At 67.6% G+C, this 26569-nt stretch carries 23 protein-coding genes; 3 read left to right on the top strand and 20 right to left on the bottom strand.

The annotated features are described in order from the left end of the window. Positions 1 to 49: 49 nt before the first annotated feature. The 11 genes from cysQ to VF168_06830 all read right to left on the bottom strand — a co-directional run bounded on the left by cysQ (position 50) and on the right by VF168_06830 (position 13029). The gene (gene cysQ, locus VF168_06780) at positions 50 to 853 is read right to left on the bottom strand and encodes a 3'(2'),5'-bisphosphate nucleotidase CysQ (protein ID HEX7003872.1); all 804 of its coding nucleotides are present in this window, start codon (positions 851 to 853) and stop codon (positions 50 to 52) included. A 32-nt stretch (positions 854 to 885) separates the two neighbouring features. Then, on the bottom strand, positions 886 to 2649 hold the full coding sequence (locus tag VF168_06785; protein ID HEX7003873.1) for an SLC13 family permease: 1764 nt from the start codon (positions 2647 to 2649) through the stop codon (positions 886 to 888). A gap of 89 nt (positions 2650 to 2738) precedes the next feature. Then, positions 2739 to 4085: a UDP-glucose/GDP-mannose dehydrogenase family protein gene (locus tag VF168_06790; protein ID HEX7003874.1), complete on the bottom strand. Its 1347-nt coding sequence runs from the start codon at positions 4083 to 4085 to the stop codon at positions 2739 to 2741. Between the two features lie 850 nt (positions 4086 to 4935). After that, entirely contained in the window at positions 4936 to 5814 is an 879-nt protein-coding gene (rfbA, locus tag VF168_06795) for a glucose-1-phosphate thymidylyltransferase RfbA (GenBank protein ID HEX7003875.1), read from the bottom strand. Beyond that, positions 5811 to 6731 carry a dTDP-4-dehydrorhamnose reductase gene (rfbD, locus tag VF168_06800; GenBank protein ID HEX7003876.1) on the bottom strand — a complete coding sequence of 307 codons (921 nt, stop codon included), beginning with the start codon at positions 6729 to 6731 and terminating at the stop codon, positions 5811 to 5813. The genes rfbA and rfbD overlap by 4 nt, the downstream gene beginning before the upstream one ends. A gap of 67 nt (positions 6732 to 6798) precedes the next feature. After that, positions 6799 to 7365 (bottom strand): dTDP-4-dehydrorhamnose 3,5-epimerase, encoded by a 567-nt coding sequence (gene rfbC / locus VF168_06805; protein ID HEX7003877.1) that lies wholly within the window; start codon positions 7363 to 7365, stop codon positions 6799 to 6801. Continuing rightward, positions 7362 to 8303 (bottom strand): glycosyltransferase, encoded by a 942-nt coding sequence (locus tag VF168_06810; protein HEX7003878.1) that lies wholly within the window; start codon positions 8301 to 8303, stop codon positions 7362 to 7364. Before VF168_06810 ends, rfbC begins: the two co-directional genes overlap by 4 nt. Positions 8304 to 8306: 3 nt before the next feature. After that, complete coding sequence (locus tag VF168_06815) at positions 8307 to 9701, bottom strand: GNVR domain-containing protein (GenBank protein ID HEX7003879.1); 1395 nt, start codon at positions 9699 to 9701, stop codon at positions 8307 to 8309. Between the two features lie 82 nt (positions 9702 to 9783). Further along, a complete protein-coding gene (locus VF168_06820) occupies positions 9784 to 10791 on the bottom strand; it encodes a hypothetical protein (protein ID HEX7003880.1) in 1008 nt (335 codons plus the stop codon). Between the two features lie 25 nt (positions 10792 to 10816). Then, positions 10817 to 11248: an NUDIX domain-containing protein gene (locus tag VF168_06825; GenBank protein ID HEX7003881.1), complete on the bottom strand. Its 432-nt coding sequence runs from the start codon at positions 11246 to 11248 to the stop codon at positions 10817 to 10819. A gap of 65 nt (positions 11249 to 11313) precedes the next feature. After that, a complete protein-coding gene (locus VF168_06830) occupies positions 11314 to 13029 on the bottom strand; it encodes an N-acetylmuramoyl-L-alanine amidase (protein HEX7003882.1) in 1716 nt (571 codons plus the stop codon). A 252-nt stretch (positions 13030 to 13281) separates the two neighbouring features. On the opposite strand from VF168_06830, the gene VF168_06835 reads away from it, so the two are divergent. Next, positions 13282 to 13497: a hypothetical protein gene (locus tag VF168_06835; GenBank protein HEX7003883.1), complete on the top strand. Its 216-nt coding sequence runs from the start codon at positions 13282 to 13284 to the stop codon at positions 13495 to 13497. Positions 13498 to 13509: 12 nt separating this feature from the next. Here VF168_06835 and VF168_06840 read toward each other — a convergent pair whose 3' ends face one another. Together VF168_06840 and VF168_06845 are read right to left on the bottom strand one after the other, a co-directional pair. Beyond that, entirely contained in the window at positions 13510 to 14184 is a 675-nt protein-coding gene (locus VF168_06840; protein ID HEX7003884.1) for a DUF1043 family protein, read from the bottom strand. A gap of 80 nt (positions 14185 to 14264) precedes the next feature. Next, a complete protein-coding gene (locus VF168_06845; protein ID HEX7003885.1) occupies positions 14265 to 15248 on the bottom strand; it encodes a threonine/serine dehydratase in 984 nt (327 codons plus the stop codon). Positions 15249 to 15428: 180 nt separating this feature from the next. Between VF168_06845 and VF168_06850 the strand changes: the two genes are divergently transcribed. Both VF168_06850 and VF168_06855 read left to right on the top strand, forming a co-directional pair. Next, positions 15429 to 15677 carry a hypothetical protein gene (locus VF168_06850; GenBank protein HEX7003886.1) on the top strand — a complete coding sequence of 83 codons (249 nt, stop codon included), beginning with the start codon at positions 15429 to 15431 and terminating at the stop codon, positions 15675 to 15677. Between the two features lie 71 nt (positions 15678 to 15748). Continuing rightward, entirely contained in the window at positions 15749 to 16696 is a 948-nt protein-coding gene (locus VF168_06855; GenBank protein ID HEX7003887.1) for a ring-cleaving dioxygenase, read from the top strand. Positions 16697 to 16729: 33 nt separating this feature from the next. On the opposite strand, the gene VF168_06860 is transcribed toward VF168_06855, so the two are convergent. The 7 genes from VF168_06860 to VF168_06890 form a co-directional block, all read right to left on the bottom strand. After that, positions 16730 to 18823 carry an adenylate/guanylate cyclase domain-containing protein gene (locus tag VF168_06860; protein ID HEX7003888.1) on the bottom strand — a complete coding sequence of 698 codons (2094 nt, stop codon included), beginning with the start codon at positions 18821 to 18823 and terminating at the stop codon, positions 16730 to 16732. A 277-nt stretch (positions 18824 to 19100) separates the two neighbouring features. Beyond that, positions 19101 to 20402 carry a peptidoglycan DD-metalloendopeptidase family protein gene (locus tag VF168_06865; protein HEX7003889.1) on the bottom strand — a complete coding sequence of 434 codons (1302 nt, stop codon included), beginning with the start codon at positions 20400 to 20402 and terminating at the stop codon, positions 19101 to 19103. Between the two features lie 2 nt (positions 20403 to 20404). Beyond that, complete coding sequence (locus tag VF168_06870; GenBank protein HEX7003890.1) at positions 20405 to 21271, bottom strand: permease-like cell division protein FtsX; 867 nt, start codon at positions 21269 to 21271, stop codon at positions 20405 to 20407. 103 nt (positions 21272 to 21374) lie between these two features. Then, positions 21375 to 22370 carry an isocitrate/isopropylmalate dehydrogenase family protein gene (locus tag VF168_06875; protein HEX7003891.1) on the bottom strand — a complete coding sequence of 332 codons (996 nt, stop codon included), beginning with the start codon at positions 22368 to 22370 and terminating at the stop codon, positions 21375 to 21377. A gap of 1021 nt (positions 22371 to 23391) precedes the next feature. Continuing rightward, on the bottom strand, positions 23392 to 24636 hold the full coding sequence (gene glyA / locus VF168_06880) for a serine hydroxymethyltransferase (protein HEX7003892.1): 1245 nt from the start codon (positions 24634 to 24636) through the stop codon (positions 23392 to 23394). Between the two features lie 203 nt (positions 24637 to 24839). Continuing rightward, positions 24840 to 25160, bottom strand: coding sequence for a hypothetical protein (locus VF168_06885; protein HEX7003893.1), 321 nt, complete (start codon positions 25158 to 25160; stop codon positions 24840 to 24842). A 3-nt stretch (positions 25161 to 25163) separates the two neighbouring features. Further along, positions 25164 to 26489 (bottom strand): universal stress protein, encoded by a 1326-nt coding sequence (locus VF168_06890; protein ID HEX7003894.1) that lies wholly within the window; start codon positions 26487 to 26489, stop codon positions 25164 to 25166. Between the last annotated feature and the right edge of the window lie 80 nt (positions 26490 to 26569).

The following is a 26569-nucleotide window of genomic DNA, read 5'->3' on the forward strand; positions in this document are numbered from 1 at the left end:
TGCAGCCTTCACTCGCGGCCGCTTCCATTAAGGAGTGTGCGAAGTGGCACTACCGGGAGTTAGACCGGAGCAGCCCCAACCACCTCTCCGAATCCCCGTAACAGGCCAGGAACGGTTCGTTGACGAGGTTCGGCCGGTTGAAGCGCATCGGCCGGCCGTCGAAGGTGACGAGTTCTCCGCCCGCCTCCTCGACGACGCACTGAGCAGCGGCTACGTCCCACTCCATCGTCGGGCCCAAGCGGGGATAGATGTGGGCTTCGCCGGCAGCGACCAGGCACATCTTGAGTGCTGAGCCCTTGGAGACCGCTTCCACGTCGAACTGCCGCTCGAGCTCGCGGACGAACCTCTGCGTTGCCTCGTTCGCGTGGGAACGGCTCATCACCAGTCGCAATTCGCCCCCGGAGGGCCGAGAGACCGCCACGCGAGCCTCGCCGGAGCCGTCGGCACGCCGGGCGCCGTTCCCGCGCGACGCCCAGTACGAAACCTCGACCACGGGAGCGTGGACAACGCCCAGGACCGGCCGTCCGCCTTCAACCAGGGCGATGTTGACGGTGAACTCACCGTTCCGTTTGACGAACTCCCGTGTCCCGTCGAGCGGGTCGACGAGCCAGGAGCGCTGCCACGAGCGCCGTTCCTCGTACGGCAGTTCACCGGACTCCTCTGCGAGGATGGGGATGTCGGGGGTCAGCTCGCGGAGACCCGCGACGATGATCTTCTGCGACGCCAGGTCGGCCTCGGTCAACGGTGAGCGGTCCTCCTTCTCCTGAACATCGAACTCGGTCTCGTAGACCTCGAGGATCGCCTCGCCGGCCCGCCGGGCCAGCGCCACTACGTCGTTTGCGAGCTTGTCCAACTGTTCAGCGTCCAACGGGAACTCCTAACGGGTCAGAAACCCCAGACCATCGGGATGACGAGTAACGCGACGAGCCCGGTGACGATGTTGAGCGGGACGCCGATCTTGAAGTAGTCGCGGTAGTTGTAGCCGCCGGGACCGTAGACCATCAGGTTCGTCTGGTAGCCGATCGGCGTTGCGAAGGAGGCCGATGCGGCCATGGCGATAGCGATCGCGAACGGCATGAAGTCGACGCCCAGGGCGCGGGCGACGCCTAACGCGATCGGGAACATGAGCACGGCGGCGGCGTTGTTGGTGATCAGGTTGGTGAAGAACGCCGTAACGAAGTAGACGACGGCCAGAGCCGCCAGCGGATCGGTTCCGAACAGGTCCAGCAGACCGGTCGCGACCGATGCCGCCACCCCGGTCTTCTCCATCGCCACCCCCAGTCCGAAGGCAGAGGCGATCACCAGGAGCACCTGCCAGTCGATCGAACGCCGAGCCGAGGTCGTGGACGTGCAGCGGAAGGCGATCATCAGCACCGCGGCCAGCAGAGCCGCCTCGACCATCGGCAGGATCCCGAGAGTCACTACCGTCACCATGCCGGCGAGGATGACGAGCGCCGGTACGGCCCGCTCGAAGTTCAGCGGGGCAGAGTCCTCGATCGGGCTGACCAGGTAGAAGTCGCGTGAGTTGCGGTGCCGTTCGACGAAGTCGGGCCGAGCGGCAAGCAGGAGGGTGTCCCCCGGCCTCGGGATGATATCGCCGATCTTCGCCCGCAACCTCTCGCCGTTGCGCGCGACCGCGATGACGACCGCGCCGTAGAGGGCCCGGAAGCGGGTCTCGCGGATGCGCCGGCCCAGCATCGGGAAGGAGTTGGAGACGACCGCCTCGATGAGGATCCTCTGCGAGGGCCGGGCATCGAGCTTGAAGATCTGCTCTGTAGCCGGACTCAGGCCCTGGATCCGCTGGAGTTCGACCACCGAGTCGACGACGCCCACGAACACCAGCCGATCCCCCGCCTGCAGCGTCTCCTGCGGCGAGACGGCGGTGATCAACCGCCCCTCGCGTTCGATCTCGACGAGGAACACGTGGGGAAGGTGGCGCAGGCCCGCCTCCTCGATCGACTTGCCCACCAGCGGACCGTCCCCCAGCACGGTCATCTCGACGCTGTACTCGCGCGGGTCGCCGATGCGCGTCATCGCGCTTCTTCGGTCGGGCAGCAGGCTCCGCGCGACCAGGATGAAGAGGATGCCGACTATCGCCGTGGGCACCCCCACCCAGGCCAGGGTGAACATCCCCAGCCGCCCCTCGCCCGCGGCGAGGAGGAGACCGTTCACTACGAGGTTCGTCGAGGTGCCTATCAGAGTGATCGTGCCGCCCAGGATGGCCGCGTAGGAGAGCGGGATCATCAGCCGTGATGGGGCGAGGTCGTTCTGCCGCGCCCAGTCACGCACGGCCGGGATGAGCATGGCAACGATAGGAGTGTTGTTGAGGAAGGCGCTCAGACCGGCCACTGGCGTCATCAGCCTGAGCATGGCCGAGGTCTGCGACTTGGGCCGGCCCAGTACCTTCCGCGAGATCCAGTGGACTCCGCCGGTGTCGCGGAGGCCGGCCACCACGGCGTAGAGCGCGCCCACGGTGAGCACGCCCTCGTTCGCGAAGCCGGCGAACGCTTCGGCTGGCTCGAGGACGCCTGTCACCAGCAGTAGGACGAGGCCCCCGCCGAAGGCGAGGTCGGGGGCCATCCTGGTGAAGACCAGAGAGCCGATGATCGCCACGGCGGTCCCGATTGTGATGATCGCCGCGAGGCTCACAGGTACAAAGCTAACTCATCGGCTGGCGACCGGAGCAACCGCCCCGGCGCTCCGGTCACCCACCGACGCTGCTCCCTCGGTTACCTGGCTCAGCGGCCCATGCCCACGTACTCGAAGCCTTGCCTACGCACCTCTTCGGGGTTGAGGAGGTTACGCGCGTCGAGCACGAGGTTGCCGCGCATCCGCTTCTTCATCTCTTCGAGCGGCAGGTTGCGGTACTGGGGCCAGTCGGTCACCACCACGACCGCGTCACAGCCGATCGCCAGGCACGGTTCGTCCTCGCAGTACTCGACCTCCAGCTCTGGGTGGAGTTCGCGGCAGCGATCCATCGAGATCGGGTCGTGCACCCGCACCACCGCGCCACGCTCGTGCAGGCACTCGATCAGGGTCAGCGCCGGCGAGTCGCGCAGGTCGTCCGTGTTCCCCTTGAAAGAGAGGCCAAGCAGGCCGATGGTGGTGCCGCGGAGTACCTTCAGCTGGTCCTGCAGCCGCTCGATCACCCGGATGCGCTGACGCTGGTTCACGTCGATGGCGCTGCGGACGATGGTCATGTCGTAGTCGTAAGACTCGCCGGTGGCGATGATCGCCCGGGTGTCCTTACCGAAGCAGCTTCCGCCCCAGCCGATACCGGCGTGGAGGAAGCGCGGGCCTATGCGGTCGTCGAGGCCGATGGCTCGGGCGACCTGGGTGATGTCGGCGCCGACCTTTTCGGCGAGGCCCGCGAACTCGTTGATGAAGCTGATCTTGGTCGCCAGGAAGCTGTTGGCGGCGTACTTGGTGAGCTCGGCAGAGGTCGGCGTGGTGGTGATGAGCGAGGGCAGAGGATAACGCTCGGGCCGAGGTGTCTCCAGCGGCGCCTCGAACGTCTGCTCGAGCAGTGGGGCGTACAGCTCGCGGAGCATGCCCACCGCCTTCGGATTGTCGGCCCCGATGACGATCCGGTCTGGGTAGAGGGTGTCGTGCACGGCCTTGCCCTCGGCGAGGAACTCGGGGTTGGAGGCCGTCCACACCTCGGCCTTCACGCCGCGCGCCTCCAGGGCGCGGTGGATGATGCCGTCGACGTGCCGGGCGCTGCCGATGGGCACGGTCGACTTGTTGACGACCACGAGCTCTGCGCCGGGCTGGATCCGGTCGGCGACTTCGCGGGCGGCCGCGTCAACGTACTGCAGGTCGGCGTCCCCGTTCTGTTTGGTGGGGGTGCCGACGGCGATGATCACGATGCCGCCGTCGAGCTCAGGTAAGGAGGTGGTGAAGGTGGCGTGGGAGGAGCGCAGCAACTCCTCGAGCCCCGGTTCGTGGATGGTCGCCTGTCCGTTGCTGAGCTTCTCGACGATCGCCGGGTTCTTGTCGACGCAGGTGACGTCGTGTCCCAGGTAGCCGAGCGCGACCCCTGTCGTGAGCCCCACGTAGCCGGTGCCGATGATGGTGACGTTCATGTTCTCCTTCTCCTCGCTGCTTAGGTAGATGCTGTTCGTTCCCGTGTTTCGTCCGCGGCACGACTCCCCCGAGCCTGCCCGGCGGCATTCACGATGAGCGTGGGAATGCTAGCACGGTGCCGGCGAAGCAGGCAGTGACTTCTACGGCGTGGCGGCGCAGGGGCGCCGAGCGGCCTGGCGCTGCCAGGTGACTAGGTCTTCGGTTCGATGCGGCGTTCGCCGCCGGCCGCGGGCACCATCCCCTCCCGCGTCCGTACGGCAACCCCCCCTAGTGCGCCCGTACGGCAACCCCCTCGTGCGCCCGTGCGGCAATTCCGTCTCGCGTCCGTATGGCAACCCCCTCCCGCGCCCGTACGGCAACGTTTGCATACGGGCTTGCAAGGTGATATGCAATTTGGGCCGGCCGGCCGGACCCATCGAGAGGTACGGCGGTCGAGCTCGTCGGCAGAGAAGAAACCTAGTTTCGCCGTCCTGCACAGCTTCCGGCGCGCCGGCGCTCCGGGCCGAAGGGAGCCCGAGCAGAAAGCGCGGATCTTCTGAGATCGCTGCCTCGACCTCGAACGAGTCGGAGTAGAGGTGCCCGCCGTGGCCCGCCCACCGTCCGATTTCGAACAGGCGCGACTTTCGTGACGCCATCAACTGCGTATTGGACGGCATTTACGCGTTCTCGCCCGCTCGCGGACTCTCTGCAAACGTTACCGTAGGGAGTCGGGGGGCCCATAGGCCTCCCGGGGCGGGCTGGCGCCTAGGAGGGCACGGCAAAAGTCCGCCACCCGGGGCCGGTAAGCCAACCGCGAACCGCGGGAATGACGAAGCGCATACGATCGAGGGGTCGCGGTGAGTGCCGAACTCAGTCCACAACCGCTTCGTCGGCCAGGTCGAGCAGGTACTTGCCGTACGAGTTCTTCTGCATCGATTCGGCCAGGTTCCGCAGATGCCGCGGGCCGATCCACCCCTTGCGGTAGGCGATCTCCTCGGGCACGGCGATCTTGAGGCCCTGCCGCGCCTCGACCGTCTCCACGAAATTGCTGGCCTGCAGCAGGCTCTCATGTGTTCCGGTATCGAGCCACGCCATCCCTCTGCCCATCTTCTCGACGTTCAGGATGCCGCGCTCGAGGTAGCGCCGGTTCAGGTCCGTGATCTCGAGTTCTCCGCGTGGCGACGGTTTGAGTGCCCTGGCGAATTCGACGGCGCGGTTGTCGTAGAAGTAGAGGCCGGTTACCGCGTAGTGACTCTTCGCCTTCTTCGGCTTCTCCTCGATGCTGACTGCGCGGCCGCGCGGGTCGAACTCCACGACGCCGTATCGCTCGGGGTCCTTGACGTAGTAGCCGAAGACGGTGGCGCCCTTCTCGCGGGCGGCTGCCCGCTCGAGCATGCCGGTCATCCCGTAACCGAAGAAGATGTTGTCGCCCAGGATCAACGCCAACCGGTCACCTTGGAGGAACTCCTCGCCGATGATCAGGGCCTGCGCCAGTCCCTCGGGCCTCGGCTGCTCGGCGTACGAGAGCCTCAGCCCCCACTGGTCGCCGTCGCCGAGCAACTTCTCGAACATGGGGAGGTCGTGAGGCGTGCTGATGACGAGGATCTCGCGGATGCCGGCGAGCATCAGCACCGAGAGCGGGTAGTAGATCATCGGCTTGTCGTAGACGGGAAGCAGCTGCTTGCTCACTGCCACAGTGGCCGGGTAGAGGCGGGTGCCGCTCCCGCCGGCCAGGATGATGCCTTTCATGACGGATCCTCCGAAGCGAAAGCCTCCCCGACCGTTTCATTGACCAGATACCCCTTCTCTTGCAGATACTCCTCGAGCGCGTCCAGCCAGTGCGGCATCTCGCGCCCGATCAGACCCTTCAGCCGGGCCGATTCGAGGGTACTGTTGCTCGGCCGCCTGGCCGCCCGCGCGAACTCGCTGGACCCGACCGCGGTGATGTCGGCGTCGATGCCGGCGAGCTCGAGCGCGCGGCTGGCGAACTCGAACCAGCTGCAGCTGCCGCGGTTGCTCAGATGTACCAGGCCGGTCGCTCCGGTTGCGAGCAGGTCGGCGAGCGCCCGGGCGACGTGCATCGTGTACGAGGGCGACATGACCGTGTCGTCGACCACTCGCAGAGGCTGGTTGGCTCGCGCCCGCTCGAGGATCGTCTCGACGAAGTTCCCGCCCTTGCCCCGGGAGCCCGCCTTGCCGAAGACGCTCGAGATGCGAACTATGAGGCTGTCGGGCGCCGCGATCTGGGCGACTCGCTCGCCCACCAGTTTGCTGGCGCCGTAGATGTTGATGGGCCTGGGCTCGTCCGCCTCGTCGTACGGGCCCTCCTTTTCGCCGTCGAAAACGAAATCGGTGCTCACGAACACGTTCCTGCTCCCCGCCTCCCGGCAGGCGCGTGCGACCAGGTAGGCCCCGGTGGCGTTCACCTCCATCGCCTCGGCACCGTTCTCCTCGCACCAGTCGACGTTGGTGATCGCCGCTGTATCGATCACGGCTTCGAATCGGCCGGCAACTATCTCGCGCCCGACCGCCTGGGCGTCGGTGACGTCCAGCTGACCGCGGGAGAAGGCCACGACGTCGAACCGGACGTCTTGGCGCAGGACCTCGACCAGGTCTGTTCCGAGCTGACCGGAGCCGCCGAGGACGGCGATGATGGGGCGGGTCATACGGATAGGTACCTCGGGGCCAATCTAGCAGCACCGAGGTTGCGTTCAGGATCGAGGGCGAGCAATTTCATCGTGCGTCCAGTTCAGCGAAGTCCAGGCGGACCTGGGCGAGTCCCGGTAACGACTCGTCCTTGGCCGACAGGATGGCGGGCGAGAGGGGCCACTCGACGCCGATCTCCGGGTCGTTCCAGCGCACGCCCGCGTCGGCCTCCCGGGCGTATTCGCTGGTCGTCTTGTAGCAGACGTGGGCCGTCTCGCTCAGCGCCTGGAAGCCGTGTGCGAACCCCTCGGGTATCCAGAGGATCCGCCTGTTCTCCGCCGAGAGCCTTTCGCCCAGCCAACTGCCGAAGGTCTCGCTGCCCGGTCGCAGGTCGACCGCCACGTCGAAGATCTCGCCCTCGACTACCGACACCAGCTTGCCCTGAGCGTGTGGAGGGCGCTGGTAGTGGAGTCCTCGCACGACTCCACGCTTAGAGAGCGAGCGGTTGTCCTGCACGAAGCGGACGCCTAAGCCGCCCTCGCGGAAGGCGCTCTCCTTGTAGCTCTCCATGAAGTAGCCGCGCTCGTCGGGGAAGGCCCGCGGTTCGATGAGGACCACGTCGGGGATGGCCAGGGGCGTGAAGCGGAAGTTCATCGATCCGCGCGGGCCTCGCGGCGAAGCGTAGCGGGGGTCGCGCCGAACGTAGGGTTGGCGCTCCCCAGACTCTCCCCGAAGGGACTCTCCTCCACGTCGTTCCGCAGCATCATCGCTGCCACCCTCCGGTAGGCCTCGCGTTCGGGAGCCGTGCGTGCCACGCGGGCCAGTACGGAGGTCGAAGCGAAGACTCCCCAGCGATGCAGTGTGCGCAGGAGCGGGCCGTGGTAGCGACGGGTGACCAGGTAGCCGCCCCGCATCCCTTCGACGATCGGTTCGGCGGAAGAGGGCGTCGAACTGCCGCCGAGGTGAGTGATCCAGGTGTTCACCAGCGCGCACTTCTCACCCGCCGCGCGGAGCCGCAGGCACCACTCGAGGTCTTCGTTGTAGAAGCGCAGACTGGTGTCCATGCCGCCCACCCTCTCGACAGACTCCATGCGAACGTAGTGCAGGCAGCCGGAGAGCCAGGGTGCGTAATGCCAGCTCCCCGACCTGCGTGCTCGCCATTGGTGCCAACGGTAGGGGAGTCCGTTGCGCTGGATGCGGCCTTCGCCGTCCCGGGCGAGCGGCCCGGCTATCGCCGCGCCGCTCGCCTGCATCGCCCGTTCCAGCTCGTCGAAAGTCCATCGCTCGACGATGACGTCGGCGTTCAGCTGACAGAATCTGCTCGTGCGGCACCGGCGAAGCGCAGCGTTGACGGCCGCCGAGTAGGAGTGATTCCGCTCCCGCACGAGTTCGACCGCCGGGTGGGTGGCGGCCCACTCGTCGGGGAGAGGATGGCGATCGCTCGTGTCGATGACGAGGAGCCTGGCGGCCGGGGCGGCCGACGTGAGCGAGTCGAGGCAGCGGTCGAGCAGCTGCGGCGTCTCGTAGTGGATGACGGCGACGGTGAGGTCGGCGTGGTCGCGATCGGGAGCGGTGCCGGCAGATGCGGCCATCGCTCAGGGCCCGGTCGGACTCGGTCGGGCTGGTTCGGGCTCGTGAGCGCGCGGTTCGACCGGAGGCTCGGCGACCGCGGCGCGCAGGAACACGAAGAGGAGGGCGAGCATCCCGCCCACCAGCGCCGCGAGGACCGCCACCAGGGCGCGGCGGGGGCCCACCGGGTCGGTGGGGACCGAGGCGTGGCTCAGGATGCGGGCGTTGCTCGGGGCGAGCTGGTAGATGTACTCGATGATCGGCTCGAGCTCAGCCAGTTCGCTGTGGGCGGCCTGGGCGATCTCCAACTGCCGTTCGAGACGGTCGCGCTCGAGCACGAGTCCGGCCTGCCGCTCGCGCAACTCCTGCGCCTGCTCGCGCAGATTGTCGAGCTGGCGGTCCAGTTCGTCGCGCTTGGCGATGAGCCCCGCCTCCTCAGACGCCAGCCTCTGCAGCTCGACCTGCCGAACCAGCGTGACCAGGTCGGCGTCGGCGACGCCATTCGACCGCAACGCCGCGGTTATCTCGGCGACCGTCTCCGGCGCGAGCTCCTCCTCGAGCAAGGCCAGCGCCGCCTGAGCGTCGGCGCCCGCATCCGGAGCGTCGGCGCCATCCGAACCGGCGCCCGCATCCGAACCGGCGCCCGCACCGGAACCGGCGCCATCCGACCCGCCTTCACCCGCACCGGCGTCTGACAGCGACGCGAGGGCCTGGCGCTGGGCGCGGACGGTGGCTATCTGCCTTTCGGTCTCCTCGAGGATCGCTTCGTTGAGCGGGATGCGGCCGGCCAGCCCCAGGAGCCGCGATTCGATGAGGGCGCTCTCGTCCCGCGACTGGAAATCCTGCCACTGCTGCTCGATGCGGGTCAGCTCCTCTTCGAGGCTCTCCAGCTGGGCGGCAGTAGCGTCCCGGAGCGATTCGAGCCTCGCCAGAGTGCTGGCGCCGGCGGTGTCCACCGTCGCGGCCGCCCATGCGTCCGCAACGGCCGCTGCGACCTCGGGGTCGTGGTGGGTGAAGGCGTGGGAGATGGTGAGGGAGGCCGCCTGGCTGGCGTTCTGGGGTCCGGCCAGGAGGGTGAGCTCGCCGTTGCCGCGCAGGGTGTCGACGTCCACCCCTTCGAGGCCCAGCCTGCTGGTCGCATCCTCGAGCACAGCCCGGCTGAAGGCGATCGTCTGGTAGGTCTCCCAATTGATGTTGTTCCCCTCCGAGAGCGACAGTTTGCTCGTCTCGGTCCCCTGGACGCTCACCGGCGTGGGGCTTATCAGGACGGTCGTCTCGGCCTGGTAATCGTCCGTCTGCAGGGCCAGGTAGAGGAGCGCTCCGGCCGCGGAGAGTACCGCGACGAGCACGATCAGCGGGAGGCCGCGCTTGAGGATCAGGTAGAGGTCGCGCAGCGAGATTTCGTCGTAGTTCTCGCTCACGGTCGCTCCCGGGGGCTGGGGTCGAGGGTCCGGAACATACGAACTAGCAGGGTACCACGCAGGCGCTCTCCGGCCGTTCCCCTCAGCGCCGGGGGCGGATGAGCCCGTCGGCCTCGAGGCGCTCGAGCCACGGTTTGAGGGCCTGCAGGTCGAGGTCGAGGCGAGCGGCGGCGTCCTCGATGGTCAGACCTCGGCGGACCGCTTCCAGGACCCGGCGGCCGCTCTGCCCGTAATCGTCAGTGAAGCTCATCGACAGCTCGGTCATAGGGTTGAGGGCGTCCCGGCCCCTCAGCGTGAGGTCGTAGCGGCGGCTCTCCCAGCCGGGCGGGTCGTCGGGTAACTCCAGGTCGGGTACCGACTCGAGCGGCGTGAAACGGCCCGTGACGCCCTTCAGCGGAGCGCTCTGATGCAGGTAGGCGCGGCCGTCGCAGTAGTAGGTGAAGCCGCCCTCGCCGGCGGTGATGCCGGTGAACGAGTTCGGATCCCCGGCTGCGGCGCGCCGCTCGAGGGCGAGGCCCAGGAGGCTCCGCATCATCGCGTCGTCGGTGTGGTGGAGTTGCATCGCCGGTCTGCCGGCCTCGAGGCTGTAGCGGTAGATCGCCCGCAGAGCGTCGCTGTGCTCCCAGACGTGCCCGCCCTTCTCGAAGTAGGCGGCGCCGATGCGGCCGCGGTGGAAGAGCGCGATGCCGTGCTCCTTCTCGACTTCCACGGCGAGCGCTGCCGTGAGGCTGTCTTCGCGGGCCCTGTTCACGAGCGCCCTCAGGTCGACCAGTCCGGGCGGTAGCGGTTGGGCGGGTCCGAACATCGGGAGCGCCTTCATCACCGCCAGCACCGTGCCGGGGTAGGGGGTCGACAGCTGCGGCAGATCGGCGGCGCTGGGGGCCGGTTCGAAGTGGTACTCGACGCCCATCTCGCTCGGGTCGCCGGGAGCGCCAACCTCGAAGCTGTTCTTCAGCTTCCCTCCGTCGATGAGGAGCAGGCGGGTTCCGGCGGAGAAGCGGACGGCCAGTGTCCCGCTGCAGCCCAGCCCGCGCGCCAGCTCCAGCAACCCCTCCTGGCTGTAGCTCCCGCTGCCGACGAGACCGTTCATACCGGCGTTCCCGCGAAACGGTTGATCACGAGCCCACCCCCAGCACCTCGCGCAGGAGCCTGCGGTCCTCGGAGAAGGAGAGCCTCTCCAGCGCCTCGCTCGGTTCGACGAACTCCCCCTCGGGGAAGAGCGGCTCGCTCATCTGCGGCTCCCTGGCGTCGGTGCTGAGCTGGTACCAGGTGATCCGCCGGGACTCGCCGCGCGCGTTGACGTAGTTCGTGGTGTAGGTGGTGTGCGGATCGGGGCAGAGGCATTCGACTCCGGCCTCCTCGACGACCTCGCGCAGAGCCGCTTCCAGAGGGGTTTCGCCCGGGTCGACGTGACCCTTCGGGAACACCCAGGTGCCGTTGAAGTGGCGGATCAGCAGGACCTTCCCCTCGTCATTGACGACCACTCCTCCGGCGCCTTCCGTGACGTCCGCCGTGCCCGTGTTCCACTCTCGGGGAGCGGCTGCCATGCTGCGGTCATGCTAACACTACCGCGCGCCGTCACAGAGCGGAGATACCGTTGCAGGCGCGTGCATCAGCGGACGGCCATGGTGCCGCCGGTCTGGAGGAAGGCCAGGATGCCGTCGACCAGAGCGCGGGCGAGTTCCCGCTGATACGACTCGCTGGCCAGTTTGCGCCCCTCGATCGGGTTGCTGATGAAGCCGAGTTCGACGAGGATCGCGGGGGTGCGGGCGTTGCGGATGACGAAGAACGGACCCTGCTTGACGCCGCGGTCGGCGGCTCCGGTGGACTCCACGAGGCTCGACTGCACCGCGTGCGCCAGCCGGCGGCTGTAGTTGAGCTGCGTTTCGCTCAAGATCCAACCGGCCTGTTCGTTAGCCACCTCGATGGCTTCGTTCGTCAACGTCCTGCCCAGCGACCTGTCGCCGCCGCCGTTCTCGGCGATCGCCTGCTCGATGAGGCGATGGTCGAGGGGCTGGCCGAAGACGTAGGTCTCGATCCCGTGCGGTGAGCTCTGCTCGACCGAGTTGGTGTGGATCGAGACGAACAGGTTCCGCTCGGGCGTGGCGAACGCGGCTCGGGCAGAGAGATCCTCCCGGTAGTCGGTGGAGAGATGGGTGTCGGTGCTGCGGGTGAGTACCACCTCGACCCCGGCCTCCTCGAGGAGCTGCTTGGCGAAGAGGGTGACGTTGAGGACGATGTCCTCCTCGTGCCAGCTGCCGTTGTAAGACCCGGCGAACTTGCCGCCGTGGCCCGCGTCCAGCACGACGACCGGCCTGGCGGGGACCGGCGCGGGAGCCACCGCAACGGTCTGACCGGCCTGGGCGAGCGTCGTCGGCTTCACGGCTACGTCGGTGACCAGCTGGGCTACTGCCGAACCATCGAGGCCGGGACCGAAGTCGACGTATAGGGTGTTGGGGTCGGTGGTGCCCACCCGGAAGCCGCTGCCGTCGGCGGTCAACGGGTGGCGCGCGTGGATGACGAGAGCGGGCCGGCCCGCGACTTCGGTGAAGTAGGCCGAGCGGATGTTGTCGTCGCGCTGCTCCCAGGCTTCCCCGGAGGTGCCGTTCGCAGCGAAGGTGATGAGCATGACGTCGTCTCGGACGGCGATCTCGTACTGCTGGACGCTGCCCAGGTCGAGCGCTACCCGGGTGAAGCCGTCGTGGACTCCCACGCGGAAGCCCTCGAGTATCGCCCCGCTGGCCGCGGTTCCGCCGGCAGCGGTTCCGCCAGCCGCGGTTCCGCCAGCCGCGGTTCCGCCGGCGGCAGCGACGTTCGTGGCCGCCGGCTCGGGTGCGGCCGTGTCTTCGGCCTCGGCCGGCATGTCGACCGTGATGAGCCGGTACTGGCTGTGCCAGGCGTAGTCGCACCGGTACGCCTTGGCGATCGGCACGATCGGCACGTAGGAGACGCCGTCGACGATGATCGCCATGGGCGAGGGGATATCCTTGCCGTTGGCGCTCAGCACGCCCGAGCGCTTGACCAGTCCGGCGTCGACGTCCGAGGTGGCCTGCATCCTCGCCGTGATGCCGTTGCCGTTGAAGGTCAGCGTCTTGGTTTCGTTGCTGTAGCCGATCTCCAGGCCCATCGCGTCGGCCAGCAGGGTCGCTTTCGCGTAGGCGTCGGTCGAGTTGCCGTAGGCGATGAAGTAGTAGGGCCCGGCATCGTCCACCAGTTCCTGATCGACCGCCAGAGAGTTGTGCCGTTCCTGCGCCAGCGCTCCCGAGAGAATGTTGAAGGCGAGCAGGCACAGAACCGTGTAAACGAGGGCTGGAAGGCGACTTTTCACTCTGTACCCGAGTGTATCACGGGGTACTTTTCGGTATCCCTGAATATTCACTTCTTCTCAGGCCGGAGTGCTAATCTGGTCCCGGATGCAGCGGACGCCCCCACGCTAGCTATCTCTCACGTAGCTGACGACAGGGGCTCGAGTAGGAGCCCTCAACCTACCGTCATCCTTTCCGATACGAGACGGACGCCGACCGGGGGAATCGGTGTCGACGCAGGAGGGCGCGCACTCCCAGCGCGTGAGGAGGCAGCGGTGACGAAGAAGGTTCCGGCAGAGGCAGGCAAGTCGAGTCGGCGCAACGTTCCCGAGGGCGAAACCCGGAAGCAGCAGATCGCACGGCGGCTCAAGCTGAACGAACGCGTGCTCGAGCAGTACTTCCAGTCGAAACAGGCGGAGTTGGAAGAGGGGGCCGGGATCGGCTTCGTGCCCGCCAGCCACGAGAGGGTGCCCCGCGAGAAGCGGATCTAGCCTCGGCAGACACTAGTCGCTACGGCCGTCCATCCGGGCGGCCTTTTCGTCGGTTCTTCCGCCGGCCTGATCGCCGGCCTGATCCTCGGCCTGGTCATAGGCCCGGTCGCCGTCCCGGTCCTCGGCCGGGCCGTGGCCCCAGTCCTCGGCCGGCCCGTAGTCCTGGTCGTCGTCCTTGTCGCCGACCTGGTCGTCGGCCCGGTCGTCCCGGCCTTCATCGGAGCCGGATCCGGCGGACGTATCGGCCCTGCCCCACTCCGCCGGGTCGGCCTCCGTCGAACTGGTTACCCAACCCGCCGCTTGCTCCGGGTCTTCCCGCGGGGCCGTGGGACCGTTGCTCGGGCCGAGTACCGCTGCCCGGTTCCGCCTGCCGATGAACTCGAGTCTGACCGTCTCCGCTTCGACGTCACCGAGTTGCTTCCTGAGCGTTTCTTCGTCCACGAGACGGTAGGCACCCTGCTCGAGATGGTCGTAGACGGCCTTGTAGGAACGGGTGAGGTCGTTGACCAGCCCCGCCGTCTGGACGAAGTGATCGCTCACCTCCTGCCTGTAGCCGTCGAGTTCCCGCTGCAGCTCCTCTGCCCGGGCCGCATCGGCCCAGCGCCGCCGGGCGTACAGGTAGACGCCGGCTCCGCCCACGGCGATGCCCACGAGAAGCGCGATGACGACCCAGATCCACGTTTCCATCTCTGCCTACCTCCAAGCGGCTCAGCTAGATCGAACCACAACTTCTGCCCAGGGGTCGCCGGCTTCCAGCCCACCCACGGCTACCGGCTGGCCGCCTCGCCCAGCAGAGACTCGCGCCACCCCAGCACCTGCTCCAGTGTCACGTTCGCCCCGCACATCACCGGCGCGATGACGGCGCCGGCGACGTCCGGAACTTTTCCGTCGACGAGCGCCGCGAGGGTGCAGGAGGCGGCCGGTTCGACGAGCAGCTTCTCCTCGTCGAGCAACACCAGCAACTCCTCCAGGGCCCGTACGTCGGACACCACCTCGACCCGTTCCACCGCCTCCCGAACGATGCCGAAGGGCCGCTCCTGCGTGCGCTTGGTGCCCAGGCTGGTGGCGATCGAGCTGAACCGCTCCAGCTCGACGATCGTTCCGGCGGCCAGGCTCCGCGCCATGCAGTCGGCGCCCTCGGTCTCGACGCCGATGACCCTCACGTCCGGCCGCAGCGCCGCGAACGCCGACGCGACGCCCGAGATCAAGCCACCACCGCCAACGGCGCAGACTACGATCTCTACGTCCGGCGCCTGCTCGAGCAGCTCCAGCGCGATCGTTCCCTGCCCGGCCATGATCGCCGGGTCGTCGAACGGACTCACGTAGGTGAGACCCTCGGCCTCGGCGAGCTGGAGCGCCCTGGCGTTGGCGCCGTTCCAATCCTCGCCGTGCGCGATCACCGTTGCCCCGAGACGTTCGATCAGCTTCGCCCGTCGCGTGGGGGCGCTGGCGGGCAGCACCACGGTGGCCGGCAGGCCCAGCGTGGAGGCGGCGTAGGCGAGGCCCAGTCCGTGGTTGCCGGCGGAGGAGGCAATGACTCCCCGGCCCTTGGCGGCCTCGTCGAGGGAGAGGAGGGCGTTGAGCGCGCCGCGCACCTTGAAGGCGCCGGTGGGTTGGAAGAGCTCGAGCTTGAGCAGGACCGTAGCGTCCAGCCGGCCGCCGTAGCTGTCGGCCCGCTTGAGGGGAGTAGGCGCGAGGTAGGGCGCCAACCGCTCCCTGGCTGCGAGGATCTCGTCTAGGGGAATCAGCATAAGGTCCGCCCGACTCGGGCCGGAACGAGTCTACCGCGCGCGCATCGCCTCGTGAAAACCGGTGGTCACGAACGCGGTGGATGCAACACTTGACACCTTAATAACTAAGGCATACAATATAGCACATGAACGGATACGCCCCCAGCAGTGACCGTGCAGGAAGTTCGGAGAGGATCGAGCATGCTTAGCCCGCTGTTACTGGCCGCCGTGTCGTTCTTCACCGTCATAGTGGTGGGCAGCCTCCTCGTCGCGATCAACGACTGGCTCGAGCGCCGCGATGGCGATCCGCAACCGTCTGTCGGCGTAGTACCGCGCAGAGTGGCAGTTCCACTCTTCGTCCCCAGCAGGCGGAGCAGCCGCAGGCCGGCGCTGAGAGTGAACCGCCAGGAGCAGAGGACCCGCCCAGACCTCGTCGTCGACTGGTTCTGATCCGAACGCCGTCCGGCTTCCGCTGGAACGAGCACCAAGTCGTTGAGCTGAACGTCCCGTAACCTTGGCTCATGACGGTTCACGGGATCCACCACATCACCGCCATATCGGGCCCTGCTCAGGAGAACCTCGACTTCTACAGCGGGATCCTGGGCATGCGCCTCGTCAAGCGGAGCGTGAACCAGGACGACCCGGGTACGTACCACCTCTTCTACGCGGACGCGGAGGGTAGGCCCGGGACCGACCTGACCTTCTTCCCGTGGGCGCACCTTGCGCCACCCCGGAAGGGGGTGGGACTCACGGTCGAGGTTTCCCTCGCGATCCCGGCCGGCAGCCTCGGATACTGGCGGGAACGGCTCGAGTCGGCGGGCGTAGCGGTGGGCGACAGCGAGGTGCGCTTCGGCGAGCGGTCGCTGAGGCTGAGCGACCCGCATGGCCAGGAGCTCGCACTCGTCGAGCTGAACGAGGACAGGCCCTTCGCCCCCTGGCACGAAAGCCCGGTTCCGGCCGACAAGCAGATCCGGGGGCTGCACAGCGCCCGACTCTGGGAGCGGGAGCTTAGCCCCACCGCCCGTTTCCTCGAGGAGGTGCTCGGCTTCGAAGCTCTCGGGGAGGAGGCCGGTTGGCACCGCTTCGGCGTGTCCGGCGGCGGCTCGGGGGCTCTGCTCGACATCCGCGTTCTGCCCGACGCCCCGCGCGGTTCCTGGGGAGTCGGGTGCGTCCACCACATCGCATGGCGGACTACCGACGTAGAGGCGGAACTGGCCTTGCGCGAGAAGGTGGCCGCCGCCGGCCGGCGCCCGACCGAGCTGATCGACAGGTTCTGGTTCCGCTCCGTCTACTTCATGGAGCCGGGCGGCGTCCTCTTCGAACTGGCCACCGACGGGCCCGGTTTCGCGGTCGACGAGGATCCGCGGAGGCTCGGCGAGTCGCTGATCCTGCCACCCTGGCTCGAGCCTCAGCGGGCCCGGATAGAGTCCGTGCTACCGCCGCTCTCGCTTCCGCACGCCAAGACCTGACCCCGCAACATCCTCACCTTGGAGCGGAGCCGGCTACTGGGCGGCTTCCTTGCTCCTCGCAGCGTCGAGATCGGCGCGCAGTTGCAGTTGCGCCGCATGCAACTCCTCCGTGGCTTCGCCATCCGCCAGGAGTTCCCCGTCGAGCAACGAGGCAGCGCGCTCCACGTCGCCGAGCGAGAGGGCCGCTTGAGCGTAGGCGAGCTTCCCCTGCGCGATGAGCGCCGGCGGCAGCTCGAGGTCGAGCAACTCCTCGAACAGCTCGCGGTAACGCTGGTCTCCCTGCGAGGCCGCTAGGTCGGCGGCTGCCAGGTAGTGGGGGTAGGCCGCCTCGGGGGAGCCGCCCTCGCTGAAGTGGTAACCGACGAGTTCGGAGAGGGCCAGCGGAGCGTGTTGTTCGAGCCAGGTGGCGATCCGCAGGTGGAGCACCGGCCGGTCGCCGAAGGGGATCATCCGCAGCACCGCATGACGGAGCAGTTCGCTCTGGAAGCGGTACGCCACCTCGCCGGGGATGCCGGGCGAGGCGTCCGGCACCAGCAGATTCTCGGCGAGCAAGCGCCGTAACGGGTCGCTGCCCCCGCCCTCCGACAGCTCGAGCAGCATCCGCTCCCAGGTGCGCTCCCCGGAGAGCGCGGCCAGCGCGAGCACCTGTCGCTCGGGGCCCGACAGCAGGTCGAGTCGCGCCTGCAGGAGCGAGGCCAACGATCCGGAGAAGGTGCCGGAACGGGTGGTCGAGAGCGCCCGGCCCAGCTCGATGATGTAGGCAGGAACCCCGCCCACCTGGAGGATCAACGACTCCGTGGCCACACGCAGTTTCGGGCTCGCCAGCTGATCGAGCAACAGCTTGCTGGCTTCCGAGCTCAGTGGACCGAGCTGCAAGGCGTCGGTTCCCGCAGGGGGTTCCAGGCCACGGCTGGTCCTGATGAGCAGCAGCGGCGCCTCGGCAGAGGCGATCAGCTCGAGCAGCTGAGAGAGTTCCGGGTCGAGCGAACCGGTATCGAGCGCGAGCAGGAGGCCAGCTTCGGCCTCACGCGCTGCCCTGCCCAGCAGTTCGGCCCAGGCCGAGGCGGCAGACCTCCCGCGCCCGTTGGCGCCCCGACCGTTGCCGTTGGCCCATTCGAGCGAGGCGAGGATCCGCTCGTGCATGCGCGGTTCCCCCGGCAGGAGCGCCGACAGCTGCTGTTGCGCCTTCTGCTGACGGACCCGGGCTTCCTCGCCATCCTGCAGGCCGAGGAGCTGCCGGCCGAGCTGCTGCCAGGCGCTGCTCCCCTCGGAACTGCCCGAGATCCAGATGGCGCGCGCTCCCTGGGCGGTCGCGCCGCGGAAGAACTCCCGGAGGAGCCTCGTCTTGCCGCTCCCGGCTTCGCCCAGCAGCCACAGCTGATGCGCTCTGCCGCTGACCCGTACCTGCGAGAGTCGCTCCCGCAGCCGCTCGAGCTCGGCCTCCCGGCCGACGAACTGCAGGTGAGCGTACGGGTCGACGTCGTAATGCTCGAGGGTCGAGACCAGGCGGTAGGCGTGCCTGACGTTGGGGAAGCCGGCGAGCCGTACCGGCGGGCTCTCCTGGTAGACCAGCCGGTGGCGGGTGGACTCGAACGTCTCGGGTCCGACCCAGACCTCGCCCGGTATCGCGGCCGCTTCGAGGCGGGCGGCGAGGTTCACCGTCGAACCCATCACGGTGTAGTCGCGGACCCTGCCCGAGCCGACGGCGCCGGCGATCACGATCCCGGTGTTGACGCCGGCCCTGCCCTTGAGCGGGTACCCCTTGGCCGCTCCGATCGATTCGATGGCGCTGAGACCCGCTGCGGCGGCGAGCACCGCACGCTGAGGATCGTCGGGGTGGGAGCGCGGCGCGCCGAAGAGGGCGATGAGCCCGTCCCCCCGGAACGCATCGACGTAGCCGTCGTAATCCTCGATGACGCCGGCGACGACGGTGAGCACCTCGTCGGCGAGGTCGCGAAGCTCCTCCGGATCGAAGCCGAGGGTCAGGGTGGTGAAGGCCGTCAGGTCGATGAACACGACCGTCACCCGGCGCCGCTCGCGGCTGCCGGCGGGCCGCAGCTGCTCTCCGCACATGATGCAGAAACGCGCGTTCGGTGGGTTGGTCGTGCTGCAGGAGGCGCAGTTCATGGCGTCCCCCCGAGCTCGCTGCCTGCGGTCACTCCTTCATTGTAAGTGGCCCCAGGTTGCATGCGGATTAACCGCGAGGCGAAGCCGGCGACCTGGCAGCTCTGCGGTGGCGCCGGGTCCACGCTAACGTGCCGCGCCACCGCCGGCCCGACGCTAGCAGTGCCGCGCCACCGCCGGGTCCACGCTAGCAGTGCCGCGCCACCGCCGGGCCGAGGCTAGAAGCCCAGCGCTACCGCCGGGTCGACGCTAGCAGTGCCGCGCCACCGCCGGCCCGACGCTAGAAGCCCAGCGCTACCGCCGGGTCGACGAACGCGGAGCGGCCGTTCTCCGTCACCTGCACCCACAACTTGAGCACGTCGGGAGCCACCAGCGTGCTGCCCCCCAGGTTGCCAATCACCTCGCCCTTGGTGACGCGGTCGCCCACCTGTACGATCGGCGGCCGCAGGTTGGTGTAAACCGTCGAGAGCCTGTCGCTATGGGCGACCGAAACCATGTAGCCGTCGTTGGCGCTGAGGAACGCGACACCGCGCACGACTCCGTCTGCCACGGCCACCACGGCAGCGTTCGGAACCGGAGCTCGCAGCGCCATGTAAGAGTTGTTGTCCTCGCCGTACTCACTCAGTATCGAGTGGCCGGCCAGCGGGTAGACGTAGCCGGATGGCGCCGCGGTCAGCGGCATCTCCAGGTTCTCACGCCGCTGCCTGAGCTCATCGGCCTGCTCGAGCAGGCGAGACCGCTCGTCGAGGAACGCCTCGGCCGCTTCGCGCCGCAGCCTGGCTTCCTCGGCCCGCAACCGTTCGATCTCGTCGTCGAGTTGCTGGTCGAGGTTCGCCAGCGTCTCCTCGATCTCCTCCTGCGCTTCGATCAGCGACTGGCGCTGCGCCATCTGTCCCGCCCGAGTCGACTCCAGCTCGGCGATGATCGATGCCAGACGCGCCTCGGCCTCCTCCAGCCGCTCCTCGTTGGCCACGAGCTCGGCCTCGGCGGCCTCCTTCGTTGCTAGCTGATCGCGTAGCTGCTGCTGCGCCAGGGAGAGTTGGTCGAGGGTGGCGCCGAGATTCTCGACGACCTGGTTGTCGCGCTGACTGAGCAGGGAGAGGTAGACGTTCTTCACCTGCAGGTCGTGGAACGACTCGGCTTGCGAGAGTATCCCCGCGAAACGGCCCGCCCGCTGCTGGTAAAGGTTGACGAGCAGGGCCGAGATGCGCGCCTTGAGGATCTCCAGATCCTCCAGCAGGCCGTTGATCCGCTCCTGGGTGTTGGCCAGCTGCTCGTTCAGCAGGCGGATCTCCTCCCGCAGCGCCTCGTGCCTGCTGCGCAGACCGGCGAGCTGGCTGCTCACCTCGTCCCGCTCGGCGATCCGCGCCTGGAGGTTGCTGCTGGTCTGGGAGAGAGCCTCCTCGATAGCGGAGGCTTCGGCCTCACGAGCTTCGAGCAGCTCCTGGTAGTCGGCGATCTCGGCCTCGAGCGCTTCCCGACGGCTGGTGTCGAGCTCGAACTGGGCGGGCGCCGGGTTGAGCAGCAGCAGGCAGAGGAGGGCGATGACGATCGCGCGCGCTCTGCTTGCTCCTCGTCTCACGCTCAACTCCCTTCACGCAGGTGCTGGGAAACGCTGATGGCCGACCCCACCAGGCCCACGAGCAGCGCCAGCGCCGTGAGGAGCAGAGCGACCTGGGAGAGCAGCGCCGGGTCGCGGACAAGCGGTATGAACGGCAACTCCTGGGAGAGCCGGTCGACGATCAGCTCGTAGCCCGGTATCACCAGCGCGAGGGTGATGACCGCGCTGAAGAGGCCCAGCAGGAAGCCTTCGATGAGGAACGGCAAGCGGATGAAACCGCGGGTGGCGCCCACCAGCCGCATGACCTCGATCTCCTCGCTGCGGGCGGCGATGGCGGCCCGGATCGAGTTGACGATCGCGAAGAGCGCGCTGGAGAGCAGGATCACTATGAGGATCGAGCCGCCGATGCGCAGCGAGTCGTTGATGGCGAGGAAGATGTCGACCGCCTCGGAGCCGTCGATCACTCCCACGACGCCGGGCAGACGCTGGAGTCGCTGCGACACCTCCGGCGTCTGCGCCGGGTCGAGCAGACGCAGTTCGATTGTGTTCGGCAGAGGGTTCTCCACCAGCGCCGCGCCCTCCCGTAGCGACGGCAGATCGCTCACCAGGTCGAAAAGCGCCTGCTCCTTCGAGATGAAGAAGACCCGCTGCGCGTCGACCTCGGGCCACTGTTTGATCGCCTCCAGCAGCGCGGCATGGTTCGCGTCGTCACTGAGGAACGCCGAGATCTGCAGTTCGCTCTGCAGGTCGGAGAGGACCAGGTTGAGGTTGAGGCTGGTGAGGCTGAACGCCGCCAGGATGGTCAGAGACAGCGTCATGGTCGTGATGGTGGCCACGCTCGCCACCCAGTTGGAACGGATGGCGCGCATCGCCTGCTGGAGGGCGTACATTCAGGAACCTTCTCGGCAGGGTTCGGCGGTGGCGGGGGGCATGGCCAATTTCACGCTTCTGAAACGTTATACCAGGAAGCTGACAGCTCCCTTAGAGCCACCGTCAGTCCCGTAGGGCAGAGATGACGGCGTCGGCGACCTCTTCCGTCGTAGCCTTGCCGCCCAGATCGGGGGTGAGCGGACCGTCTTCCAGCACCGCGTCCACCGCCTGCTCGATCCGTTCGGCGGCCTGGACCTCTTCGAGGTGGAAGAGCATCATCGACGCGGTAAGGATGCAGGCGATGGGGTTGGCTATCCCCTTGCCCGCGATATCGGGCGCCGAGCCGTGAACGGGTTCGAAGACCGCGTAGTCGGTGCCGACGTTCGCGCTCGGAGCGATGCCCAGGCCGCCGACCAGCCCCGCCATGAGGTCGGAGAGGATGTCACCGAACAGATTCGTGGAGACCAGCACGTCGAACGAGGCCGGGTCGCGGACGAGCTTCATCGCCGCTGCATCGACGATCACGTCGTACGATTCGACTTCCGGATAGCCCTGAGCCACCTCTCGAGCGGCTTCGAGGAAGAGGCCGGAGGTGAGCGGGAGGACGTTCGCCTTGTGGATGATCGCCAGCTTCTTGCGGCGCTTCATCGCCTGCTCGAGGGCGACCTTCGCGATCCGCTCGCTGGCCTGCCGGGTGACGACCGCGTCGGCGATGGCCGTATCGCCGTAACGCCGCTCCTGCTCGACGTAGAGCCCTTGCGTGTTCTCCCGCACCATCAACATGTCGACGTTGGGGAAGCATCCGGGAATCGGGCGAGAGCGGGCCGGTCGCAGGTTGGCGAACAGCTCGAGCCTGCGCCGCATGTAGCGGATCGCCCCCTTGTGCCCTTCGACCTTCCGGCTGGGGCTGGTGAAGGCGCCGGCAAGAGTTGCGTGGCACTCCTGGATCCGCTCGATGGTCTCCTCGGGAACGCTGGTACCGCGCTTCTGGAAAACGTCCCAGCCGGCTTCCGCTTCGGTGAATTCGAACTCCAGTCCGGTCGCCTCGAGCACCCGCCGGGTGGCCGGCACCACCTCGTTGCCGATGCCGTCGCCCGGTATCAGACAGATCTTGTACATGGCCATTCCTCCGCTTGCATCGCTCGACCCGTCATATCGTGAGGGCCCACCATCGGCGCTGCTGCCGCTGTTCTCGTACTTCGCTGAGAGGCAGAACTCGCGCCCCGGCTCCTGGCTGCCGGAAGCCAAACGATTCAGGCTACCACGAGCCTTCGCGCTTCACCGCCCGGAATCATATGGTCCTCGCGCGTGACTTTGGGCGCCTGCCACGCGGGTCTCCCCGGTTCGCTCCTCGCGCCCCGGCAGGGGTGCGACGATACGACACCCGACGAACCCCGGCAGCGGCGCCGCGGCAGGGGTGCCCTCCATCCGACACCCTGCGAACCCGGCAGGGGTGCCGCCCATCCGAGACCCTACGAACCCCGGCAGGGGTACCCATCCGGGCACCCCTACGAACCCCGGGCAGGGGTACCGCCCATCCGACGCCCCTGCGAACCCCGGCAGGGGTACTCCGGCGCCCCTACGAACCCCGACAGGGGTACCCCCCATCCGACGCCCCTACGAACGCGCGTGCATAAGGTAGGCACCGGGCCTAGCAGTTCTGCACTCTTACCTACCGTCGAAGGGCCTTTGCCGGCCACCAGGGTTGGCCTCGCTGCTTCCGCCAGATCCCTGTGGGCTGGCGCCGGTTCCAACTCGGTCGTAGCCGAGGTAGCTTCAATTGCTGCCTACTCTGCCCTGGTCTTGGCCCAACTCTCACGCATCCACCGCCCTCCGATCCGAGCACTCATGCACGCGCGTTCGTACGGGTCCTGTAGGGGGGGTGTTCCCTGGACCGGGGACTCAGTTGATCAAGCTTCGGCGTGGCGCGTTCGTGCGGATCCGAGAGGGGGTGTTCCCTGGACCGGGGACTCAGTTGATCGAGCTTCGGCGTGGCGCATTCGTGCGGATCCAGGACCGGGTGCGCTCCTGGATCGGGGACCTAGGCGAGTTGGGTTCACGACACCGCGGGCGTTCGGACCCTCCTCTGAGGGCGTGCCTCAGCCTCGAGGTCGAGTCGAAGGGAGCCGCGTCCTTGTCTTCATGCGCCAGGCATCGGGTGCCGGCGCGCGAGTTCTATGACCTGCCGCCTCAACTCCTCCGGGTCCTCGCCCCTGATCCCCCTGTCGATCAGGTCGGCGACCCGATCCATGTCGCGAGGTGCGAAACCGCGGGTGGTGATCGCCGGCGTACCTATCCTTATCCCGGAGGTGACCCACGGCTTCTCGGGATCGTTCGGGATCATGCTCTTGCTCACCGAGATGTTGACCCTGTCGAGCCGCTTGCTGGCCTCGTTGCCGGTAAGCTCCTGCCGTCGCAGGTCGATAACGAACATGTGGTTGTCTGTGCCGCCGGAAACGATCCGATAGCCGCGCTCCTGAAGTGCCGATGCCAACGCCTGAGCGTTGTCGATGATCTGCTGGGCGTAATCTTTGAAGTCCGGCTGAAGCGCTTCGAAGAAGGCAACTGCCTTACCGGCTATCACATGCTCGAGCGGACCGCCCTGAGTGCCGGGGAAGATCATCCGGTCAACCTTCTTGCCCACTTCCAGGTCGTTGCCGAAGATGATGCCGCTGCGCGGGCCGCGGAGGGTCTTGTGGGTGGTGCTCGTCACGACGTGCGCGTGAGGAACCGGGCTGGGGTGGAGTCCGGCGGCGACGAGCCCGGCGATGTGGGCGATATCGGCCATGAGCAGGGCGCCCGCCTCGTCGGCGATCTCCCTGAACCGCTCGAAGTCGATGAACCTACTGTAGGCCGAGGCGCCCGAGATTATCAGCTTGGGCTTGTGTTCCAGGGCGAGGCTGCGCAGGGTGTCGTAGTCGATGACCTCGCTCTCCTCGTCGACGGGGTAGCCGACGACGCGGTAGTTGAGGCCCGAGAAGTTGACGGGCGAGCCGTGGGTGAGATGGCCGCCGTGGGCGAGGTCCATACCCAGCACCGTGTCCCCGGGCTCGAGCAGGGCATAGTAGACGGCCAGGTTCGCCGAGGATCCGGAGTGCGGCTGCACGTTGGCCCACTCGGCCCTGAAGAGCGTCTTGAGGCGCTCGATCGCCAACCTCTCGACCTGGTCGACCACCTCGCAGCCGCCGTAGTAGCGCTTGCCCGGGTAACCCTCGGCGTACTTGTTGGTGAGGACGCTGCCCACTGCCTCCATCACCGCCGGCGAGGTGAAGTTCTCGGAAGCTATCAGCTCGAGGCCGTCTCGCTGACGCTCGTACTCCTGGTCGATCAGCGAGAAGAGCTGCTCGTCGCGCGGCAGCGTGGCGGTGTCACTCCTGGTGCTCATGCCGGAGTATAGCAAGCGCTTGGGGCCGCTCCCGGAGCGGCCCCAAGCGACCCGAAGCGACGCAGGCGGTCGAGCACGAGCGACCCGAAGCGACGCAGGCGGTCGAGCACGAGCGATCCTGTACGAGCGGTCGAGTACGAGCGATCCTGAACGAGCGGTCGAGTACGAGCTATCCGTCGGCCTCGGGCTTCGGGGAGGACTTCTCAGTGGTGCCCGTGCCCCGCCCCACTCGCCACGATATTGACGATGATGGTCCGGTTCTCGTGCTCCGGCGCCCCGTCCAGGCTCGTCGCGACCCGCTCGAACAGCCTGTTGATCCGGTGGCTCCAGCCGCCCTCTGAATCGTCTGCGATGTCGCTGCGCCTCACCAGAAGTTCGATGTCGCCGGTCGCGACCATCGTAGAGATCTCCTCCTCGGTAAGTGAGGACAGCTCGCCGAGCCGCACCTTGTGAACCGACCGCTGGCGGCGCTGCGATTCGTTGCCGCGCAGTGAGCTGTCCGTCTTCTTCGGGTCGGGATGCACCGGCTACTCCCCGTGGGGCAGCGGAGTGCTCTGCCTGGCCGTGCCCCACTCGTCGCGGTGCTCTATGTCGATCCGGTAGCTGTCCCAGGCTTTGGCTCGGAACTTCGCTTCGGCCTGGGCGTCCATACCCGGAGGCGGTTCGAGCCCCGTGATGTCGGTGAGTTGCTCGATGCTCAGCGCGTCGAACTCCTCCTTGGTGTACTGATCCGGCACATCGGTCATGTCCGGTTCCCCCACCAGTTCGAAGCTGACCAGCGTCCTCGCGTGGCCGCCGTAGTCCTGGTACTGCCTCACCGAGGTGACCTGCACCAGTCGACGAACCTTCTCTCCGCCCTGATCGTCGTGGCCTGCCGTCTCGGCGTCCACGCAGCGACCTTCGAAGATCAGAGATCGCTCGTTCCGGGCTGCCTCCTCGAGCACCGTCAGGTCGATCCCGGGATCCTCGGGGAACCAGCTGCCCTGGGTGCTCACCGGTTCGTCTCCGCCCCCGAAGAGGATGGTGAGGACGCCGCGGCCCGGGATGCCGCCTAGCTTCGCGGGTGACGTCTCTGCTGGGGTCACGATGTTGTCATCCTTCTGCACCGAGATTCCCTCCCTCGCCGCTCGCGGTATGTGGGCGCCCGGATCGCCTCGCTCCGAGCCGTCCCGCTCCGCGACGGTGCGTGGCGCCTGGTCCCGCTCCGCGCCACGGCGATACGACGCGTCCGACCGCCCGTCCGTCGCCATCCGGGCGGTCGAGCCCCCGGCCACGTAGCCGCTGGTAGTCGTCTCGTCAACCTGCGCCGGCGGCACTCGCTCCGTCCGACGGTCCTCCTCGCCCTCCTCGACCCGCAGCAACAGGGCAGGGATCGAGAGGTGATCGAGGGCTCGTCTCGCGACACTGCCATGCAGCAGCCGGTCGAAGCCCTTGCGATGATGCGTAGCCATCGCCACCAGGTCGACCCCCTGTTCCTCTGCGAAACCGACTATCGCGTTGGCCGGCTCGCCGAAGTGAACCGCCGCGCTCACCTCGTAGCCGTGCGCCTCGAACAGTCTGACCTCGTCCTGAAGGTCGCTCTCCAGCATCTGCCGGAACTCCTCGAGGCGCTCCTCGTCGTAGAGCGGGTGGAGCGTCGCCCCGGGCATCTCGTAGCCGTACATATAGAGACGGTAGTCGGGCCCCACCGTCGCCGGATCGTAGGCAGCGGTCCCGGGATCGACCGGCACCCTCGCAACGTGGAGCAGCCTGATGGTCCAGGCGTCGGGAGAGAAGAGCTTGGTGATCTGAGGCTCTATCGTTCGGCTGAATTCTGTTCCGTCCATCGGGACCAGCAGCTGTAGCTTGGCCATGACGACACCCCCTGGTTCGTACTTCGGTCGTGGCGCATCTTAGGCAAGGAGGGCCGGTGCGACTAGGGGCCCGTCCACAC

This window comes from Trueperaceae bacterium (genome assembly GCA_036381595.1).
Classification (GTDB): Bacteria; Deinococcota; Deinococci; order Deinococcales; family Trueperaceae; genus DASVCN01.

Bases quoted from the DNA above. Each gene is read 5' to 3' on its own strand.
- rfbD (HEX7003876.1), bottom strand. From the start codon at position 6,731: ATGACCCGCCCCATCATCGCCGTCCTCGGCGGCTCCGGTCAGCTCGGA.
- rfbA (HEX7003875.1), bottom strand. From the start codon at position 5,814: ATGAAAGGCATCATCCTGGCCGGCGGGAGCGGCACCCGCCTCTACCCG.
- glyA (HEX7003892.1), bottom strand. From the start codon at position 24,636: ATGAGCACCAGGAGTGACACCGCCACGCTGCCGCGCGACGAGCAGCTC.
- VF168_06840 (HEX7003884.1), bottom strand. From the start codon at position 14,184: ATGGAAACGTGGATCTGGGTCGTCATCGCGCTTCTCGTGGGCATCGCC.
- VF168_06790 (HEX7003874.1), bottom strand. From the start codon at position 4,085: ATGAACGTCACCATCATCGGCACCGGCTACGTGGGGCTCACGACAGGG.
- VF168_06820 (HEX7003880.1), bottom strand. From the start codon at position 10,791: ATGAACGGTCTCGTCGGCAGCGGGAGCTACAGCCAGGAGGGGTTGCTG.
- VF168_06860 (HEX7003888.1), bottom strand. From the start codon at position 18,823: ATGAACTGCGCCTCCTGCAGCACGACCAACCCACCGAACGCGCGTTTC.
- VF168_06825 (HEX7003881.1), bottom strand. From the start codon at position 11,248: ATGGCAGCCGCTCCCCGAGAGTGGAACACGGGCACGGCGGACGTCACG.
- VF168_06870 (HEX7003890.1), bottom strand. From the start codon at position 21,271: ATGTACGCCCTCCAGCAGGCGATGCGCGCCATCCGTTCCAACTGGGTG.
- VF168_06845 (HEX7003885.1), bottom strand. From the start codon at position 15,248: ATGCTGATTCCCCTAGACGAGATCCTCGCAGCCAGGGAGCGGTTGGCG.
- VF168_06890 (HEX7003894.1), bottom strand. From the start codon at position 26,489: ATGGCCAAGCTACAGCTGCTGGTCCCGATGGACGGAACAGAATTCAGC.
- VF168_06850 (HEX7003886.1), top strand. From the start codon at position 15,429: ATGCTTAGCCCGCTGTTACTGGCCGCCGTGTCGTTCTTCACCGTCATA.
- rfbC (HEX7003877.1), bottom strand. From the start codon at position 7,365: ATGAACTTCCGCTTCACGCCCCTGGCCATCCCCGACGTGGTCCTCATC.
- VF168_06855 (HEX7003887.1), top strand. From the start codon at position 15,749: ATGACGGTTCACGGGATCCACCACATCACCGCCATATCGGGCCCTGCT.
- VF168_06875 (HEX7003891.1), bottom strand. From the start codon at position 22,370: ATGTACAAGATCTGTCTGATACCGGGCGACGGCATCGGCAACGAGGTG.
- VF168_06810 (HEX7003878.1), bottom strand. From the start codon at position 8,303: ATGGCCGCATCTGCCGGCACCGCTCCCGATCGCGACCACGCCGACCTC.